Consider the following 16,024-nt stretch of genomic DNA (forward strand, 5'->3'; position numbering starts at 1 on the left):
TGCCCTCTCCGCGTATCAGGAAGGTGTCCGACACCGTGGAATCCGTGATCGTCGCCATCGACGGCCCCGCCGGCACGGGCAAGTCGAGCACGTCCAAGGCTGTCGCCGCCGCGCTGGGGCTCAGCTATCTGGACACCGGTGCCCAGTACCGGGCGATCACCTGGTGGATGATCACCAACGGCGTCGACGTCCAGGACCCCGCCGCGATTGCGACCGCCGCGGGCAAGCCCGCCATAGTCTCCGGTACCGACCCCGCCGCCCCGACCATCACCGTCGACGGCCTGGACGCCTCGGGGCCCATCCGTACCCAAGAGGTCAGCTCCAAGGTCAGCGCGGTCAGCGCCGTGGCCGAGGTGCGTGCCCGGATCACCGAGCTGCAGCGCTCCATCGCTTCGGCCGCCGAGAAGGGCATCGTCGTCGAGGGGCGCGACATCGGCACGACGGTCCTGCCGGACGCGGACCTGAAGATCTTCCTGACCGCATCGCCCGAGGCCCGCGCCGCCCGGCGCAGCGGGGAGCTGAAGGGCTCCGACATCGCGGCCACCAGGGAAGCCCTGATCAAGCGGGACGCGGCCGACTCCAGCCGTAAGACGTCCCCGCTCGCCAAGGCGGACGACGCCGTCGAGGTGGACACCACCGATCTGACCCTGCAGCAGGTCATCGAGTGCGTCGTCACCCTCGTGGAGGAGCGGCTGAGCGCGACCGACAACATGGAGAAGCGGGGCGGGCGGTGACCGTACCCTCCGAGAGGGGCGCGGCGGTCGGGCGTGGCATCGGCATCGGGCTCATGTATGGGCTGTGGCGGCCCCGGGTGCTCGGCGCCTGGCGGGTCCCGGCAGCCGGGCCGGTCATCCTCGCCGTGAACCACTCGCACAACATCGACGGGCCGATGCTGATGGGCACCGCGCCCCGGCCCGTGCACTTCCTGATCAAGAAGGAGGCGTTCGTCGGCCCCCTCGACCCGTTCCTGCTGGGAATCGGTCAGCTGAAGGTGGACCGTACGACCACCGACCGCACCGCCATCACGAACGCCCTCGGCGTGCTGGAGAACGGCGGCGTCCTGGGGATCTTTCCCGAGGGCACCCGCGGTGAGGGAGACTTCGCCTCGCTGCGCTCCGGTCTCGCGTACTTCGCCGTACGCTCCGGCGCCCCGATCGTCCCGGTCGCGGTGCTGGGAAGCACCGAGCGCCGTGGACGGTTGATACGGGCGCTGCCTCCGCTGCGCAGCCGGGTCGACGTCGTCTTCGGCGACGCCTTCGAGGCGGGCGACAGCAGCGGCCGCCGTACGCGCAAGGCGCTGGACGAAGCGACCGTACGGATCCAGGAGCGGCTGACCGCCCACCTGGAAAACGCCAAGCGTCTCACCGGGCGCTAGGTAAGACTTGAGTAGTGGACCGCGCGATCGCGGGGCCATCGATGATGCAACGTAACGAGGTACGCACTTCATGAACGACCAGATCCACTCCGGCGACGAGCACGAGCACGGAGCGCTTGGCGACGCCGAGTACGCGGAGTTCATGGAGCTCGCCGCGGAAGAGGGCTTCGACCTCGAGGACGTCGAGGGCGCGATCGAGGAGGCCGGTCACGGCCCGCTGCCCGTCCTCGCCGTCGTCGGCCGCCCCAATGTCGGCAAGTCGACCCTGGTGAACCGCATCATCGGCCGCCGTGAGGCCGTCGTCGAGGACAAGCCCGGCGTCACTCGCGACCGCGTCACCTACGAGGCCGAGTGGGCGGGCCGCCGTTTCAAGGTCGTCGACACCGGCGGCTGGGAGCAGGACGTCCTCGGCATCGACGCCTCCGTCGCCGCCCAGGCCGAGTACGCGATCGAGGCCGCCGACGCGGTCGTCTTCGTCGTTGACTCGACCGTCGGCGCCACGGACACCGACGAAGCCGTCGTGAAGCTGCTGCGCCGGGCCGGCAAGCCCGTCGTGCTCTGCGCCAACAAGGTCGACGGACCGAGCGGTGAGGCGGACGCCACCGCCCTGTGGTCCCTCGGCCTGGGCCAGCCGCACCCCGTCTCGTCGCTGCACGGCCGCGGTACGGGTGACATGCTCGACGCCGTCCTCGAGGCGCTGCCCGAGGCCCCGGCCCAGACCTTCGGCAACGCCGTCGGCGGCCCGCGCCGCATCGCCCTGATCGGCCGCCCGAACGTCGGCAAGTCCTCGCTGCTGAACAAGGTCGCCAACGAGGACCGCGTCGTCGTCAACGAGATCGCCGGCACCACCCGCGACCCGGTCGACGAGCTGATTCAACTCGGCGGCGTCACCTGGAAGTTCATCGACACGGCAGGCATCCGCCGTCGGGTCCACCTCCAGGAGGGCGCGGACTACTACGCCTCGCTGCGCACCGCCGCCGCCGTCGAGAAGGCGGAGGTCGCGGTCGTCCTGATCGACGCCAGCGAGTCGATCAGCGTCCAGGACCAGCGGATCATCACGATGGCCGTCGAGGCGGGCCGCGCCCTGGTGATCGCGTACAACAAGTGGGACACCCTCGACGAGGAGCGCCGCTACTACCTGGAGCGCGAGATCGAGACCGAGCTGGCCCAGATCGCCTGGGCTCCGCGGGTCAATGTCTCCGCCCGTACCGGCCGCCACATGGAGAAGCTGGTCCCGGCGATCGAGACGGCTCTCGAAGGCTGGGAGACCCGCGTCCCGACGGGCCGGCTGAACGCCTTCCTCGGTGAGATCGTCGCTTCCCACCCGCATCCGATCCGCGGCGGCAAGCAGCCGCGCATCCTCTTCGGCACCCAGGCGGGCACCAAGCCGCCGCGGTTCGTGCTCTTCGCCTCCGGCTTCCTGGAGCACGGCTACCGCCGCTTCGTCGAGCGCCGGCTGCGCGAGGAGTTCGGTTTCGAGGGGACGCCGCTGCACATCTCGGTGCGGGTGCGTGAGAAGCGCGGCCGCAAGAAGTGACCGCAGGCACATGCCGCTGCCCCGGACCGGTCGTCGGTCCGGGGCAGCGTCGTGCGGTCGCCTGCCGCTCTTCTCTCAGAGGCCTCTGCGGGGGCCGGGCGGCAGCGCGGCCGGCAGGTGCACGCCACTGTGCGAACGGCTCATCGGGTACGGCTGCCAGCCCGTCCCGGGGTGGTGGCCCGGCTGCCCCGAGGGTCTGCTGTGCGGGCTGATGCCGAAGGCCTTGAAGTCGAGATCCTCCTCGCCGCTACGGTCGCCCGGCAGCGCCCTGAACGATCGGCGGTACTCGGAGTACAGCGCGTCGTAGATGGGCGTGGGGGAGGAGCCGGCCGTCGCATCCCGCGAAGGGCGCATGGCGGGGATCTGACTCTGGTACGGCTGGCGCGAGGGGTCGTATGAGTGCACGTTACCTGCAACGACCCCGCAGTCGGACGGATGCGGGCTGCGCACAGCTGCATTCTTCCGGGGGAGCATCAGGTGCCCGCGAGCGGCATCGTGGCGGCCACCAGGCGGCCGCCGGCCGCGGCCTTCTCCAGCGCCTCGCGCAGCAGGTCCTCGCGCGGCTGCTGGCCGATGGAGCCGACCGGGGCGGCGTACACGAGCACCCTGTGCGACCTGTTGGCGGCCGCCCGCCAGCCGTCGGTGACCTGAAGGGGCTGATGGGCCTGCCACCATGCGACCGGGTTGCCGCCGCCGGTGCCGGGCTGGAGCACGGCGTGCAGCTGGCCCATGGCGACCAGGACGGACCAGCCGGGCAGCCGGCCGGGCAGCTGGTTCGCGTCGGAGATCGGCACGAAGCCCTGCTCGATGAGGAGCGGAAGGAACTCGTCCCGGCCGTTGCCGGTGGTGCCGGGGCGGGCGATGGGTGCGGTCGGCTCGACGACCAGGGCGGGGTGCAGTTCGCCGTGAATCAGCACGAGACCGCTGGTGATGCCGAGCACGGCCTGATCCGGACCGGAGCCCGGCAGCTGCGGCTCTTCGCCGGTGATGGAACGGACGGCGCCCTGCAGCTGGTCCTCGGCGACCTGGACGACCTGTGAGGGGATGCAGGTGGCGTGGGCGAAGGCGAGGACGGCGGTCTCCTCGCCGACGAACAGCACGGTGCTGGTTCGTTCCTGCTCGGAGTCGCCCGGGGTGCGGCAGGAGGTGCAGTCGTAGCTGCCCGGGGCGTTCTCGCCCGCGAGCAGCCGGTCGGCTTCTTCGTCGCCGATCTCGGCGCGTACGTCCTCGCTGACGTCGAGCATGCGCGGCACGGGTGGCTCCTCGGACTTGTCGGACTTGATACGTGCGCCGGGCGGTCCCGGCTCGTAAGAGCTCAACGGGGGATCTGTGGCCGGAGTCACGCGCGACAAGGAACGGAATCGAACCATCCGACGCAATCGGTCAAAGGATGGGCGGAATCGGTTACTCCGCGTCAACAACAGCTGTGCGTACGGAAGTTGGTGCGGTGAACCCGGTCACAGATCCCTTCACCAGTTGGTCGACAAATCATGAAATCGGCGGATCAAATGGGTGTCCTGATGTCGCCGCTACTGCGAGTAACGGGCAACTGGCCTGGCATGACAGGGAATTGGTTGATGCCAGAGGCTTGACGTCCCTAGATTCCTCCGCCGTGTGCAGAGAGCACCGCCCGGGACAGCCCGCCCGGACCGCACAGCCAGTGCGGCACAGAGCACCACCGATGCACCACCGCCTCAGGCGGGCTGGGCGGAGCGGACGAGGACGCCGGATGCGTCGAAGTCCGCACCGCCTTGAGGGACCCCGGGTCCTTCGAGAGGGATTTGATGTTCACGAGTTCCCGTTCCATACGCAGGCGTGACACGGCGGCGCTTCTCGGCGCCGCACTGGTGGCGCCGCTGGCCCTGCTCAGCGCCACGGGCAGTGCCCAAGCCGCGGACAGTGGGGTATGGGACCGCATCGCCCAGTGCGAGAGCGGCGGAAACTGGCACATCAACACCGGCAACGGTTACTACGGCGGACTGCAGTTCTCCGCCGGGACCTGGCGGGCCTACGGCGGCGGGGAGTACGCGTCCACCGCCGACGGCGCCAGCAAGTCACAGCAGATCGCGGTGGCCACGAAGGTCCAGCGGGCCCAGGGATGGGGCGCGTGGCCCACCTGTTCGTCGCGGGCCGGGGCGTACGGCAGCGCGCCGGCGGCCAAGGCGACGGCGAAGCAGTCCTCGGCACACAAGGCCAAGGCGAAGACCAAGATCAAGGCCGCGGTTCCGGCCGCTCCGGCAAAGGCGCCGGAGCGGGCAGCGGCTCACGCCGACCGCGGCGGCCGCGGCGCCGACTACACCGTCCGGCGCGGCGACACCCTGAGTGGGATCGCGGCGGCGCACGGCAGAGACTGGCGCTCGCTGTACGCCGCCAACAAGGGCGTCATCGGCGCTGATCCGGACGTGATCCTGCCCGGGCAGCGGCTCGCGCTCTGAGGCGTACGTGGGCAGCCCCACCCGGTCCGGCCGGGTGGGGCTGCCCACCGCGCGGAACGTGGCGGGCGATGCCCGTCATTGCGGAGCGAGTTCGCCGGGCTCGCCGCTGAACGCGACGGAGCCGCGGCGCAGTTCATGGACGAGGACGGGTGTCCGGCCGTCGGCCAGGCCGGGCGGCAGACGCTGCTCGGCGACGACCACGGCGGCATCGAGGGCGCGCAGGAGTTCGTACGTGCGTGCCGCGACGGCGGGCGACATGCCCTGGGCGGGTTCGTCGAGGAGAAGCACGCGGGCGGGCGACAGGAGCGCGCGGGAGACCGCGAGCATGCGCTGCTCGCCGCCGGAGAGGGTGCCGGCCCGGCGTGCCAGCAGCGGCCGCAGGGCGGGATAGCCGTCGAGGGCGCGGGCGAAGTCCCCGTCCGGCGCGGCGAGTCCGAGATTCTCCGCGACGGTGAGGGTGTCGTACACGGCACGCAGATCCGGTACGAAGCACATGCCGCGGCGGGCCCGTTCGTGGGCGTGCAGGCCCGTGACGTCGGCGCCGCGCCACAGCACCCGCCCGGCGGAGAGTGGCACGGTCCCGGCGAGGGCGCGCAGGGCGGTGGTACGGCCCGAGCCATTGCGCCCGATCAGCACGGTGACGCCGCCGGCGGGTACGGGAAGGCGGACCCCGTGCAGGGCCTCCAGGGGTCCGTACCGTACGCGGGCGGCGCGCAGCTCGATCTCCAGGGTCATCGCACGATCCGCCCCGCCTCCATGACATGCACGGTGTGTGCGATGCGCGCGACGAGATCGAGATCGTGCTCGACCACCAGCACGGCCATACCGTCCGCGGCGAGCGCGCCGAGGATGCGGGCGAGTGCCTCGGCCTCCACGGCGTCGAGTCCGGCGGCGGGCTCGTCGAGCAGCAGCGTGTGCGGCCTCCCGGCGAGCGCCCGCCCGATCTCGACGCGGCGCAGGGCCCCGGTGGAGAGGCCGGCGGCGGGCCGGTGCCGGATGGGCCCGTCGAGCCCGAGCAGCCGCAGCACGGGCCCGACGGCGGAGGCGTCGCGCCTGCGGCCCTGCTCGGCACCGATGCGTACGTTCTCCTCGACGGTCAGCGAGGGAAAGACCGCGAGCTGCTGGAATGTCCTGGCGATCCCGAGCCGCGTCCGCGCGTGGGCCGCGCGCCGGGTGATGTCGACCCCGTCGAGCTCGATCCGCCCGGCATCGGGCCGCAGGGTCCCGCACAGGCAGTGGAACAGGGTGCTCTTGCCGGCGCCGTTGGCTCCGACGAGGGCGGTGACCCGTCCGGCGGTGAGTGTGAGATCGACGCCGTCGAGCGCGGTGAAGTCCCGGTATCTGAGCCGGACTTGGCGGGCAACGAGCCGATGGGCGGACGCGCCGGAGCTCCGGGCCCGGCCCGGGCCGGGCCTCGTGCCCGCGGGCTCCCGAGTCGCCCGGGCGCGCACGGGGGCCCGCTGTGAGCCCATCCCCAAACCCCGCAGCGCCCGGTTCGGGAGGTCCGGGAAGCGGCCGATCAGGACCGCCAGGATGCCGATCAGCGCCGCCGCCACACCGCCGCGGGCTCCCGCGTCCAGGCCCACCAGCAGGGCCGCCGCGACCAGCGGGCCCACCAGGTTGTCCGCGCCCAGGACCACCACCGCGGCGAACCAGAGCAGGCCGCGGACCGGGTCGTACGCCGCAGGGTCGAAGGCGCGCAGCCCCATGCCCAGCAGGCCGCCGCCCAGGGCCGCCAGGGCCGCGCCCAGGACGAAGGCGAGGATTTTGAGGGAGGCGACGCGGACGCCCGCCGCCGACGCGCCCGGCTCGTGGTCGCGCAGGGCCGCCAGCGCACGGCCCGTTCGGCCCCGGCGCAGTGCGGCGACGGCCAGCAACGCGCCCGCCAGGACCGCCAGTTCGACGACGTAGTACGCCCGGTCGGAGCTCAGTCCGGCCGGCCGTGACAGGGAGAGCCCCGCCGTCGCGTACGGCTGCGCGAAGACGAAGCGGCTCACCCCCACCCCCACCGCCAGCGTCGCCAGCGCCAGCGCCAGGCCGTGGCGGCCGATCGCCGGCCAGCCCGTCAGCAGGCCGAGCGGCGCGACCAGCAGCACCGCGACCACCAGGGCGAGCAGTTCGGGCATCGCCGGAAGAGCGGGGAAGCGCCCGGCCGCCAGCAGCGCGGTGAAGAGCGCGCCCAGACCCGCGTACGCCGCCTGGCCCAGCGAGATCTGGCCGCCCCGGCCCGTCACCACCACCAGCGACAGCAGAATCACCGCCAGCGCCGGAACCTGGATCGAGGTGTGCAGGTCCGAGCCCGCCAGCCCGAGCGGGAGCAGGAAGAGGATCGCGGCCACCAGCCACACAACACCGGGCACGCGCACCGCCGGCGCGGCCGCCCGCGCCACCGTGCCCTGCGCGCCCACCCCCGGCAGCAGCAGCGCCGCGATCAGCAGCGCCACCACGAAGAGGTTCGCGCCCACCGCCTGGAGCAGGGACTCCTCCCATCCCGACGGATGCAGCCTCGTCATCTGTGCCTGCGCCACACCGATCGCCAGCGCCGAGACCACCGCCACGGTCAGGCTCTTCATCCGCGCCAGCACGGCGACGGCGATCACCTCGACGACCAGCAGCGGCAGACCGTACGGATCCAGGCGTACGTACGGAGCGAGCAGCACACCCGTGAATCCGGCCGTGAACGAGCCGAACGCCCAGCCCACCGCCGACACCCGGTCCGCGTCGATACCGCCCAGCGCCGCGAGCGTGCGGTTGTCGACGACGGCGCGCAGCTCACGGCCGAAGCGGGTCCACCGGGTGACCGCGGTGACCAGCGCGGCCAGCAGCAGCACCATCGCCAGCTGCACCCACGGATCGTCCGGCAGCAGCTGCGGCGCATCCGCCCGTGCCCCGCTGCCCCACACCAGTGCCGCGCCCCCGACGAGAAGCACGAACACACCGATCGACGCGACCAGAGCGCGTGCCGGATCCACCTCGAGGATCGCGATCGGGCGGAAGACCAGCCGGTCCAGGACCAGCCCGATCCCGGGGGCGACGACCAGCAGCGTCACCGCCGCAGCCAGCGGCAGTGGCCAGCCCCACTCCACCGCGAACTGCCGCAGCACATACGCGCAGACCATCGCGATGGCGCCGTGCGCCAGATTGAGCACACCCGTCGCCCGGTAGGTGACGATCAGTCCGATCCCGGTGAGCGCGGCCGCACTGCCGACCGCGAGCCCCGCGAGGGTGAGGTCGTACGTCAGCGAGCTCACCCGGTCAGACCTGCGGCTCGCACACGGGGCACGGGCCGAGCTTGCGGTCACCGACCGGCTCGGCCTCCGGTTTGCCCGCGACCAGCGGGCAGTCGGGGCGGTGCGCCAGCGTCCCGCCGGGCACACACAGCACGGGCCCGTCCGACGAGGGCGGTTCCCAGGCCGGGACGTCCGGCGCGGCCGGGGTCTCCTCCGCGGCGGCGAGGGCCGCGGCCTCGCTCCGCAGGGCCGCCATCCGTCCCGCCGCCACCAGCACCGCCCCTGCCACCAGCAGCGCCGCACCCGGCACGGTGCAGGAGGCCAGATAGGGGATCTGCCGCGCGGCGAAGCGCTCGCCGGACACTCCGTACCAGCCGATCGCGCACAGCACCGCACCTCCCGCGGCCGCCGCGAGCCCGCCCCACCACAGCAGCCGGGACGTCGGCATGGGAGCCTCCCGCTTCGGTGACGGACGTCTGTTGACGGACGTCTGGTGATGTACGTCTGGTGATGTACGCCGATTCCTTGCACTATGCCCTGAACGGACAGACGCTGGAAGCCGACAACCGGTGGTGAGCCAGATGGTTCATGTCAGGCACCCCAGAACCGCGGCATGGGCGGCCGCCGCGGTGCTGATACTCGTACCCGCCGCCGCTGGATGTTCGGACGACGGCGGCGGCGGGTCCACGACCTCCCCGACCCCGAGTGCAACGGCCCCGCCCACGACCAGCGCGCCGGCCGCGAACGCCCCCGCCGACCCCGCCGCCGCAAAGGCCGAGATCGTGAAGAACTGGACGACGTTCTTCGACCCCAAGGCGACCACGGAAGCCAAGGTCAAGGTGCTGGAGAACGGCGAACAACTGCAGCTGCTGCTGGCCGCGTTCAGCGGCGACAAGAACGCCGCGCAGTCCTCGGCGAAGGTCACGGACGTGCAGTTCACCTCGGCCACCGAGGCCGCCGTCACCTATGACCTGCTGGTCGGCGGCACCCCCGCCCTGCCCGGCGCCAAGGGCAGCGCGGTCTACCAGGACCAGACCTGGAAGGTCTCCGTGAAGACGCTCTGCGCCCTGGTCAAGCTCAGCGGCAATGCGGCCGCGCCGGGCTGCTGAAGCCCTGCTGCTCGCGGCCCTCCTGACCGGGAGCGCCGCCTGCGGCAGCCGGCTGCCGGAGAGCGCCTTCGAGGGCACCGCGTCACCCGTACGAAGCAGCGGCACGGAACCGATCCGCGTCGGGATCATCTCCAGCGCCACCAGCCCGGTCGGCGGCGCCGCCTTCACCGGCCCCGGCGAAGGAGCCAAGGCCTATTTCGATGCGCTCAACGCCGCCGGCGGCCTCGACGGCCGCCGTATCCAAGTGCTCACCTGTGACGACGGCGGCAGCGGCGTCGGCAACAACGAGTGCGTGCACAAGCTGATCGACGAGGAGAAGGTGTTCGCCCTGGTCGCCACGACCGCCCTGGACTACGCGGGCGCACCCCTCGTCGCCAAGGCCGGCGTCCCCGACATCGGCGGCCAGCCCATCGGTCCCGCCTACGACACCTATCCGCATCTGTACGGGATCTACGGCAGCCTCGCCCCGCGCACCGGCGACGCCCCCGGCTGGCACGGCACCCTCTACGGCGGCACCGAGGTCTACCGCTACTTCAAGAGCTCCCAGGGCGCCCGCACCGCCGCCGTCGTCTCCTACAACCAGGCCTCGTCCGCCGCGTACGCCCGTCTGATCACCCAGGGTCTGAGGGCCGAGGGCTATCGCGTCGTCACCGAGCAGGTCGACTTCGCGCTGCCCAACTTCCGCGCCGTCGCGGCCGACATCGGGCAGCAGGGGGCCGACCTCGTCTTCGACGCCCTGGACACACACGGCAACGCCCGGCTGTGCGAGGCGATGGACGCCGTCGGCGTGCACATCACGGCCAAGGTCACCAATGTGCAGAACTGGACGTCGACCGTGCCCAAGGACTTCAAATCCGCGCCGAGCTGCCGCAATGCGCTGTGGGTGACCGGATCGAGCCGCAACTACGAGGACGTGTCCCATCCCGCCGTACGCGAATTCCGTGCCGCGATGAAGGGCCGCGAGCTCTCCCAGTGGCAGCTGGAGGGCTGGGCGGCCGCCATGTGGTTCACGGACGCTGCCCGGTCCTGCAGGGCGGATCTCAGCCGCGGCTGCGTCGAGCGGTTCATGAACCGCCCCGAGCCGTACACCGCCCGCGGTCTGCTGCTGCCCGTCAACTTCGAGAAGCTCGCCGAACCCCCGAAGATCCGCCGCACCTGTCTGTCCGTCGCCCGCTGGCAGGACGGCAGCGGCTGGGTCACCCAGGGCGGCGAGATGACCAAGAACTGCTTCACCGTGCCCCAGCTCCCCTATCAGCCTTAGGAGACAAGTAAAGTCCACTCCTGCACACACGAAAACCTGGGGGCGCGGCAGCGCATGCACATCTCTTTCCTGCTCCATAACGCGTACGGCATCGGCGGCACGATCCGTACCACCTTCAACCTCGCCGAGGCGCTGGCCGAGCGGCATGAGGTCGAAATCGTCTCCGTCTTCCGCCACCGCGACGAGCCCACCATGGGCGCTCCTGCCGGCGTCACCATGAAGCACCTCGTCGACCTGCGGAAGGAGAGCCCCGGCTACGACGGCGACAACCCGGAGTACCAGCGCCCGGCCAGGGTCTTCCCGCGCGGCGACGGCCGCCACAAGCAGTACAGCCGCCTCACCGACGCCCGGATCGCCGCCCATCTGGGCTCCCTGCGGGCCGATGTCGTCGTCGGCACCCGGCCCGGGCTCAATGTGCACATCGCCCGCCAGACCCGCCGCGGCCCGGTCCGCATCGGCCAGGAACATCTCACGCTGGACAGCCACGGGTACCGGATGCGCCGCGAGATCGCGCACCGCTACCCCCTCCTCGACGCGGTCACCACCGTCACCGAGGCGGACGCGCGCTCCTACCGCGAACGCCTGAAGCTGCCCGGCGTACGGATCGAGTCGGTGCCCAACAGCGTGCCCACCCCGGTGGTCGCGCCCGCCGACTGCGCCGGCAAGTGGATCGTCGCGGCCGGCCGACTGACCCGGGTCAAGCGGTACGACCTGCTGGTCAAGGCCTTCTCCAAGGTGGTCGCCGCCCGCCCCGACTGGCGGCTGCGGATCTACGGCAGCGGGGATGCGACCGGCAACGAGAAGAACGCACTGCGCGCCCTCATCGACGAGCGCGCCCTGCACAACCACGTCTTCCTGATGGGCCCCGCGAACCCCCTCGAACCGGAGTGGGTCAAGGGCTCGATCGCCGCCGTCACCTCCAGCCTGGAATCGTTCGGCATGACGATCGTCGAGGCGATGCGCTGCGGCCTCCCGGTCGTCTCCACCGACTGCCCGCACGGGCCGGGCGAGATCATCGAGGACGGTGTCGACGGCCGTCTGGTGCCGGTCGGCGACGTGGACGCGATCGCCGACGCGCTGCTCTCGCTGATCGAGGACGACGAGCTGCGGCGGCGCACCGGAAAGGCGGCGCTCGCCGCCTCCGCGCGCTTCGACCCGGCGCGGATCGCCGAGCGCCACGAGGCCCTGTTCACCGGGCTGGTCGCGCGGGGCGAGGGCGGCGGCGGGCGCAGCGCGCTGCGCGACGCCGTGCTCCGCGGCCGGGCAGCGCTGTACGACGCCGTGTACTCGCTGCGCCGGCTGGCCGCCGATCTGCTCCGGAAAGGGAAGAGACCCTGATGACCACGGACACCGAGCGGCGGGCGCCCCGCGCCGACTGCATCGCCGACTCCGCGGGCGGCGTCACCTTCGGCATCGCGGGAGTGGGCGCGCCGGACGCCGTGCTCGTGCTGAAGCGGCGCGGGGGCGAGGGCGCGGAGGACGAGACACGGCTGCCGCTCACTCCTTCGGGAGACGGCACCTCGCGTGCCGTACTCCCGAGCACGGTCGAACTGGCCGAGGGCACCTGGGACGCGTATGTCGGCGAGGAGGCCGTCGAACCCGGCATCCGTGATCTGCGGGCGCTCGTGGACCGGGCGCCCGACGCCGACCGGGTCGCCGCGCGGGTCCCGTACCCGACCGTGGACGGCAGGCTCGCCGTGCGTTCCTGGCTGCGGGCGCCGCACGCCGAGGCTGGGGACATCACTCTCGCGCCGGAGCGCGGCGCCATGACGGTCGAGGGCGTGCTGTACGGCGCCGAGCTGGGGGAGGGGGCCGTCGCCGAGGCGCGGCTGCGCGGCAGCACCCATGTGCTCCGGGCCCCGGCGAGCGGCGAGGGCAGCGCTTTCTCCTTCAGCCTGTCGTTCGGCGCGATGGCCGAACAGCCCCTCGACAAGGAGCAGTTGTGGGACCTGTGGCTGCTGCCCGCCGCCGACGCCGCAGGGATACGGATCGCCCGCCTCCTGGACGACGTCTGGGACAGGAAGAACGTCTTCGTCTACCCGGCGCATACGACGGACACCTACCGGGCCCTTCCCTGCTACAAGAGCGACAACGAACTCTGCGTCCGTGTCGGCGCAGTGAGCTGAAGAAGGCCTGATGCGCCGGCCTTGAGGACAGTCGCTGTCCGCAAGGGCTGGCAGACTTCCGTGCATGTTGGAGACCTCGGCACGACTGCTGCGCCTGCTCTCACTGCTGCAGGCCCACCGCGAATGGTCCGGCGCCGACCTGGCCGACCGGCTGGGCGTCACACCGCGCACCGTACGGCGCGACGTGGACCGGCTGCGCGAGCTCGGCTACCCGGTCAACGCCAGCCCCGGCACCGGCGGCGGCTATCAGCTCGGCGCCGGGGCCGAGCTGCCCCCGCTGCTGCTCGACGACGAAGAGGCGGTGGCCGTCGCGGTCGGCCTGCGCACCGCCGCCGGGCAGGGCATCGAGGGCATCGGCGAGACCTCCGTACGCGCCCTGGCCAAGCTGGAGCAGGTGCTGCCGAACCGGCTGCGCCGCCGGGTCGGTGCGCTCAACGCCTTCACCGTGCCGATGCTGCGGGCGCCTCAGGCCCAGGTCGACGCCTCCGTCCTCACCGAACTCGCCAACGCCTGCCGGGACAGCGAGCGGTTGCGCTTCGCCTACCTCGACCACAGCGGCTCCACCACCCGCCGCACCGTCGAACCGCACCGCCTGGTGTGCACCGAGCGCCGCTGGTATCTGGTCGCCTGGGACCTGGACCGCGGCGACTGGCGTACCTTCCGGGCCGACCGGATCACCCCCAGGCCGCCGCACGGCCCGCGCTTCGAGCCCCGTACTCCGCCGGCCGAGGATCTGGCCGCGTATGTCTCCAAGGGCGTCTCCACCCACGCCTACGCCGCGCAGGCGGTCATCCGCCTGCACACCTCCGCAGAGCTGGCCGCGCAGATCGTCGGACCCTCCGACGGCGTCCTGGAGGCGGTCGACGAGAAGACCTCTCTGCTGCGGACGGGGGCGGCGAGCCTGGATGTGCTGGTGATCCATGTGATGCTCATGGGCGTGGACTTCGAAGTGGTCGAGCCGCCGGAGCTGACCGAGCACATCAGGACGGTCCGGGACCGCCTTTCCCGGGCGCTCGGCTGATCTGTTCCGCCGCCGCCTCCGTCCCTGCCTCCGCCACGGCCCGCTCCACCGCCCGGAACTCCGGATGGTGCAGATCGAAGGCGGGCGACTCGGAGCGGATACGGGGGAGGGTGGTGAAGTTGTGCCGGGGCGGCGGACACGATGTCGCCCACTCCAGCGAGCGGCCGAACCCCCACGGGTCGTCCATGCCGACCTTCGTGCCGTACTTGGCCGTCTTCCAGACGTTGTGGAGGAAGGGCAGCGTCGAGCTGCCGAGCAAGAAGGCACCGATGGTCGAGAGGGTGTTGAGGGCCGTGAAGCCGTCGGCCGCCAGATAGTCCGGGTACCGCCGCGGCATGCCCTCCGCGCCCAGCCAGTGCTGGACCAGGAAGGTGGTGTGGAAGCCGATGAACAGCGTCCAGAAATGGATCTTGCCGAGTCGTTCGTCGAGCATCTTGCCGGTGAACTTGGGCCACCAGAAGTAGAAGCCGGCGAAGGTCGCGAAGGCGACCGTGCCGAAGACCGTGTAGTGGAAGTGGGCCACCACGAAGTAGCTGTCGGTGACAGGGAAGTCCAGCGGCGGGGAGGCCAGGATGACCCCGGTAAGCCCGCCGAACAGAAAGGTCACCAGGAAGCCGACGGAGAACAGCATCGGAGTCTCGAACGAGAGCGAGCCCTTCAGCATCGTCCCCGTCCAGTTGAAGAACTTCACTCCGGTCGGGATCGCGATCAGGAAGGACAGCAGCGAGAAGAAGGGCAGCAGCACCGCGCCGGTCGCGAACATATGGTGCGCCCACACCACCACCGACAGCCCGGTGATGGCCATCGTCGCGCCGATCAGCGTCACATAACCGAAGATCGGCTTCCGGGAGAAGACCGGGATGATCTCGGTGATGATGCCGAAGAACGGCAGCGCGATGATGTAGACCTCCGGATGGCCGAAGAACCAGAACAGGTGCTGCCACAGCAGCGCGCCACCGTACTGGGCCTCGAAGACCACTGCCCCGAACCGCCGGTCCGCCTCCAGCACCAGCAGCGCCGCCGCCAGCACCGGGAAGGCCATCAGCACGAGGACCGCGGTGAAGAGGATGTTCCAGGTGAAGATGGGCATCCGGAACATCGTCATGCCCGGTGCCCGCATGCCGATGATGGTGGCCAGGAAGTTCACGGACGTCAGAATCGTGCCGAAGCCGGAGAGCGCAAGGCCCACGATCCACAGATCGGCGCCGACGCCGGGGGAACGCTCCAGGCCGTTGAGCGGGGCGTAGGCGGTCCAGCCGAAGGCGGCCGGACCGCTCGGCACCAGCAGCGAGCCGACCACCATCAGCCCGCCGAAGAGGAACAGCCAGTACGAGAACATGTTCAGCCGCGGAAAGGCCACATCGGGGGAGCCGATCTGCAGCGGCACGAGTTCATTGGCGAAGCCCGCGAAGGTCGGGGTCGCGAAGAGCAGCAGCATGATCGTGCCGTGCAGGGTGAACGCCTGGTTGAACTCCTGGTTGCTCATCAGCTGCAGCCCGGGCCGGGCCAGCTCGGCGCGCATCATCAGGGCCAGCAGCCCGGCTATCAGGAAGAAGACGAACGAAGTGATCAGATAGAGGTGCCCGATCTTCTTGTGATCGGTGGTGGTCAGCCAGTCCACCAGCACCTTGCCGGGCTGCCGGGCCGGTGCCGGTTCCACGGGAGCCTCGGCGGTGTCCGTACCCATCACTGGCCCCCTCGCGGTCCGCGGCTCGGGCTTCGCCTCTTCGGTGTCGGGCTGGGGCCATGATGCTCGCGAGGGGGTCGATTCCAACAGGGTGCGTACCCGCCGCGATGGGTTCTCCTGCGCCGGGACCGCTCCAAGGAGCGGGGGGATTGTGTAAAGAACCGGTGAATTCTCCAACCGTCTGTCAATTCACCCGACGACGTCCGCTCCGGACAATTCCATGCGGGAATTCAGCGTGATCAT

The 16,024-nt window shown here is 71.2% G+C and carries 15 protein-coding genes; 9 read left to right on the forward strand and 6 right to left on the reverse strand.

The genetic code is table 11. The annotated features are described in order from the left end of the window. Nucleotides 1-23 precede the first annotated feature (23 nt). The 3 genes from cmk to der all read left to right on the forward strand — a co-directional run bounded on the left by cmk (nt 24) and on the right by der (nt 2,912). On the forward strand, nt 24-734 hold the full coding sequence (gene cmk / locus ACQEVG_RS10945) for a (d)CMP kinase (protein WP_432980642.1): 711 nt from the start codon (nt 24-26) through the stop codon (nt 732-734). Further along, entirely contained in the window at nt 665-1,375 is a 711-nt protein-coding gene (locus tag ACQEVG_RS10950; RefSeq protein WP_432980645.1) for a lysophospholipid acyltransferase family protein, read from the forward strand. Before cmk ends, ACQEVG_RS10950 begins: the two co-directional genes overlap by 70 nt. Before the next feature lie 70 nt (nt 1,376-1,445). After that, entirely contained in the window at nt 1,446-2,912 is a 1,467-nt protein-coding gene (der, locus tag ACQEVG_RS10955) for a ribosome biogenesis GTPase Der (protein ID WP_432980648.1), read from the forward strand. A 75-nt stretch (nt 2,913-2,987) separates the two neighbouring features. Here the strand turns inward: der and ACQEVG_RS10960 are convergent, their stop codons facing one another. Beyond that, a complete protein-coding gene (locus tag ACQEVG_RS10960; RefSeq protein ID WP_432980651.1) occupies nt 2,988-3,266 on the reverse strand; it encodes a hypothetical protein in 279 nt (92 codons plus the stop codon). A 119-nt stretch (nt 3,267-3,385) separates the two neighbouring features. Beyond that, nucleotides 3,386-4,165, reverse strand: coding sequence for a hypothetical protein (locus tag ACQEVG_RS10965; RefSeq protein WP_432985255.1), 780 nt, complete (start codon nt 4,163-4,165; stop codon nt 3,386-3,388). Nucleotides 4,166-4,696: 531 nt separating this feature from the next. Here ACQEVG_RS10965 and ACQEVG_RS10970 point away from each other — a divergent pair. Further along, entirely contained in the window at nt 4,697-5,347 is a 651-nt protein-coding gene (locus tag ACQEVG_RS10970) for a transglycosylase family protein (RefSeq protein ID WP_432980654.1), read from the forward strand. Nucleotides 5,348-5,422: 75 nt separating this feature from the next. On the opposite strand, the gene ACQEVG_RS10975 is transcribed toward ACQEVG_RS10970, so the two are convergent. Genes ACQEVG_RS10975 through ACQEVG_RS10985 form a run of 3 tightly spaced genes read right to left on the reverse strand, consistent with a single transcriptional unit; the run spans nt 5,423 to nt 9,025 of the window. Then, nucleotides 5,423-6,082: an ATP-binding cassette domain-containing protein gene (locus tag ACQEVG_RS10975; RefSeq protein WP_432980657.1), complete on the reverse strand. Its 660-nt coding sequence runs from the start codon at nt 6,080-6,082 to the stop codon at nt 5,423-5,425. Next, complete coding sequence (locus ACQEVG_RS10980; RefSeq protein ID WP_432980660.1) at nt 6,079-8,598, reverse strand: ABC transporter permease subunit; 2,520 nt, start codon at nt 8,596-8,598, stop codon at nt 6,079-6,081. Before ACQEVG_RS10980 ends, ACQEVG_RS10975 begins: the two co-directional genes overlap by 4 nt. 4 nt (nt 8,599-8,602) lie before the next feature. Beyond that, entirely contained in the window at nt 8,603-9,025 is a 423-nt protein-coding gene (locus ACQEVG_RS10985; protein WP_432980663.1) for a hypothetical protein, read from the reverse strand. Nucleotides 9,026-9,158: 133 nt separating this feature from the next. On the opposite strand from ACQEVG_RS10985, the gene ACQEVG_RS10990 reads away from it, so the two are divergent. The 5 genes from ACQEVG_RS10990 to ACQEVG_RS11010 all read left to right on the forward strand — a co-directional run bounded on the left by ACQEVG_RS10990 (nt 9,159) and on the right by ACQEVG_RS11010 (nt 14,094). After that, nucleotides 9,159-9,686, forward strand: coding sequence for a hypothetical protein (locus tag ACQEVG_RS10990; RefSeq protein ID WP_432980666.1), 528 nt, complete (start codon nt 9,159-9,161; stop codon nt 9,684-9,686). Continuing rightward, on the forward strand, nt 9,664-10,947 hold the full coding sequence (locus ACQEVG_RS10995; RefSeq protein WP_432980669.1) for an ABC transporter substrate-binding protein: 1,284 nt from the start codon (nt 9,664-9,666) through the stop codon (nt 10,945-10,947). The genes ACQEVG_RS10990 and ACQEVG_RS10995 overlap by 23 nt, the downstream gene beginning before the upstream one ends. Before the next feature lie 54 nt (nt 10,948-11,001). Continuing rightward, nucleotides 11,002-12,285, forward strand: coding sequence for a glycosyltransferase family 4 protein (locus tag ACQEVG_RS11000; protein WP_432980672.1), 1,284 nt, complete (start codon nt 11,002-11,004; stop codon nt 12,283-12,285). Next, nucleotides 12,285-13,073: a hypothetical protein gene (locus ACQEVG_RS11005; RefSeq protein ID WP_432980675.1), complete on the forward strand. Its 789-nt coding sequence runs from the start codon at nt 12,285-12,287 to the stop codon at nt 13,071-13,073. Before ACQEVG_RS11000 ends, ACQEVG_RS11005 begins: the two co-directional genes overlap by 1 nt. Before the next feature lie 64 nt (nt 13,074-13,137). Beyond that, a complete protein-coding gene (locus tag ACQEVG_RS11010; RefSeq protein ID WP_432980678.1) occupies nt 13,138-14,094 on the forward strand; it encodes a helix-turn-helix transcriptional regulator in 957 nt (318 codons plus the stop codon). On the opposite strand, the gene ctaD is transcribed toward ACQEVG_RS11010, so the two are convergent. Further along, the gene (gene ctaD / locus ACQEVG_RS11015) at nt 14,054-15,781 is read right to left on the reverse strand and encodes an aa3-type cytochrome oxidase subunit I (protein WP_432980681.1); all 1,728 of its coding nucleotides are present in this window, start codon (nt 15,779-15,781) and stop codon (nt 14,054-14,056) included. The two genes, ACQEVG_RS11010 and ctaD, sit on opposite strands and share 41 nt — an antisense overlap. Nucleotides 15,782-16,024 lie beyond the last annotated feature (243 nt).

Origin of the sequence: Streptomyces sp. CA-135486 (assembly GCF_050936555.1) — a bacterium.
GTDB lineage: Bacteria > Actinomycetota > Actinomycetes > Streptomycetales > Streptomycetaceae > Streptomyces.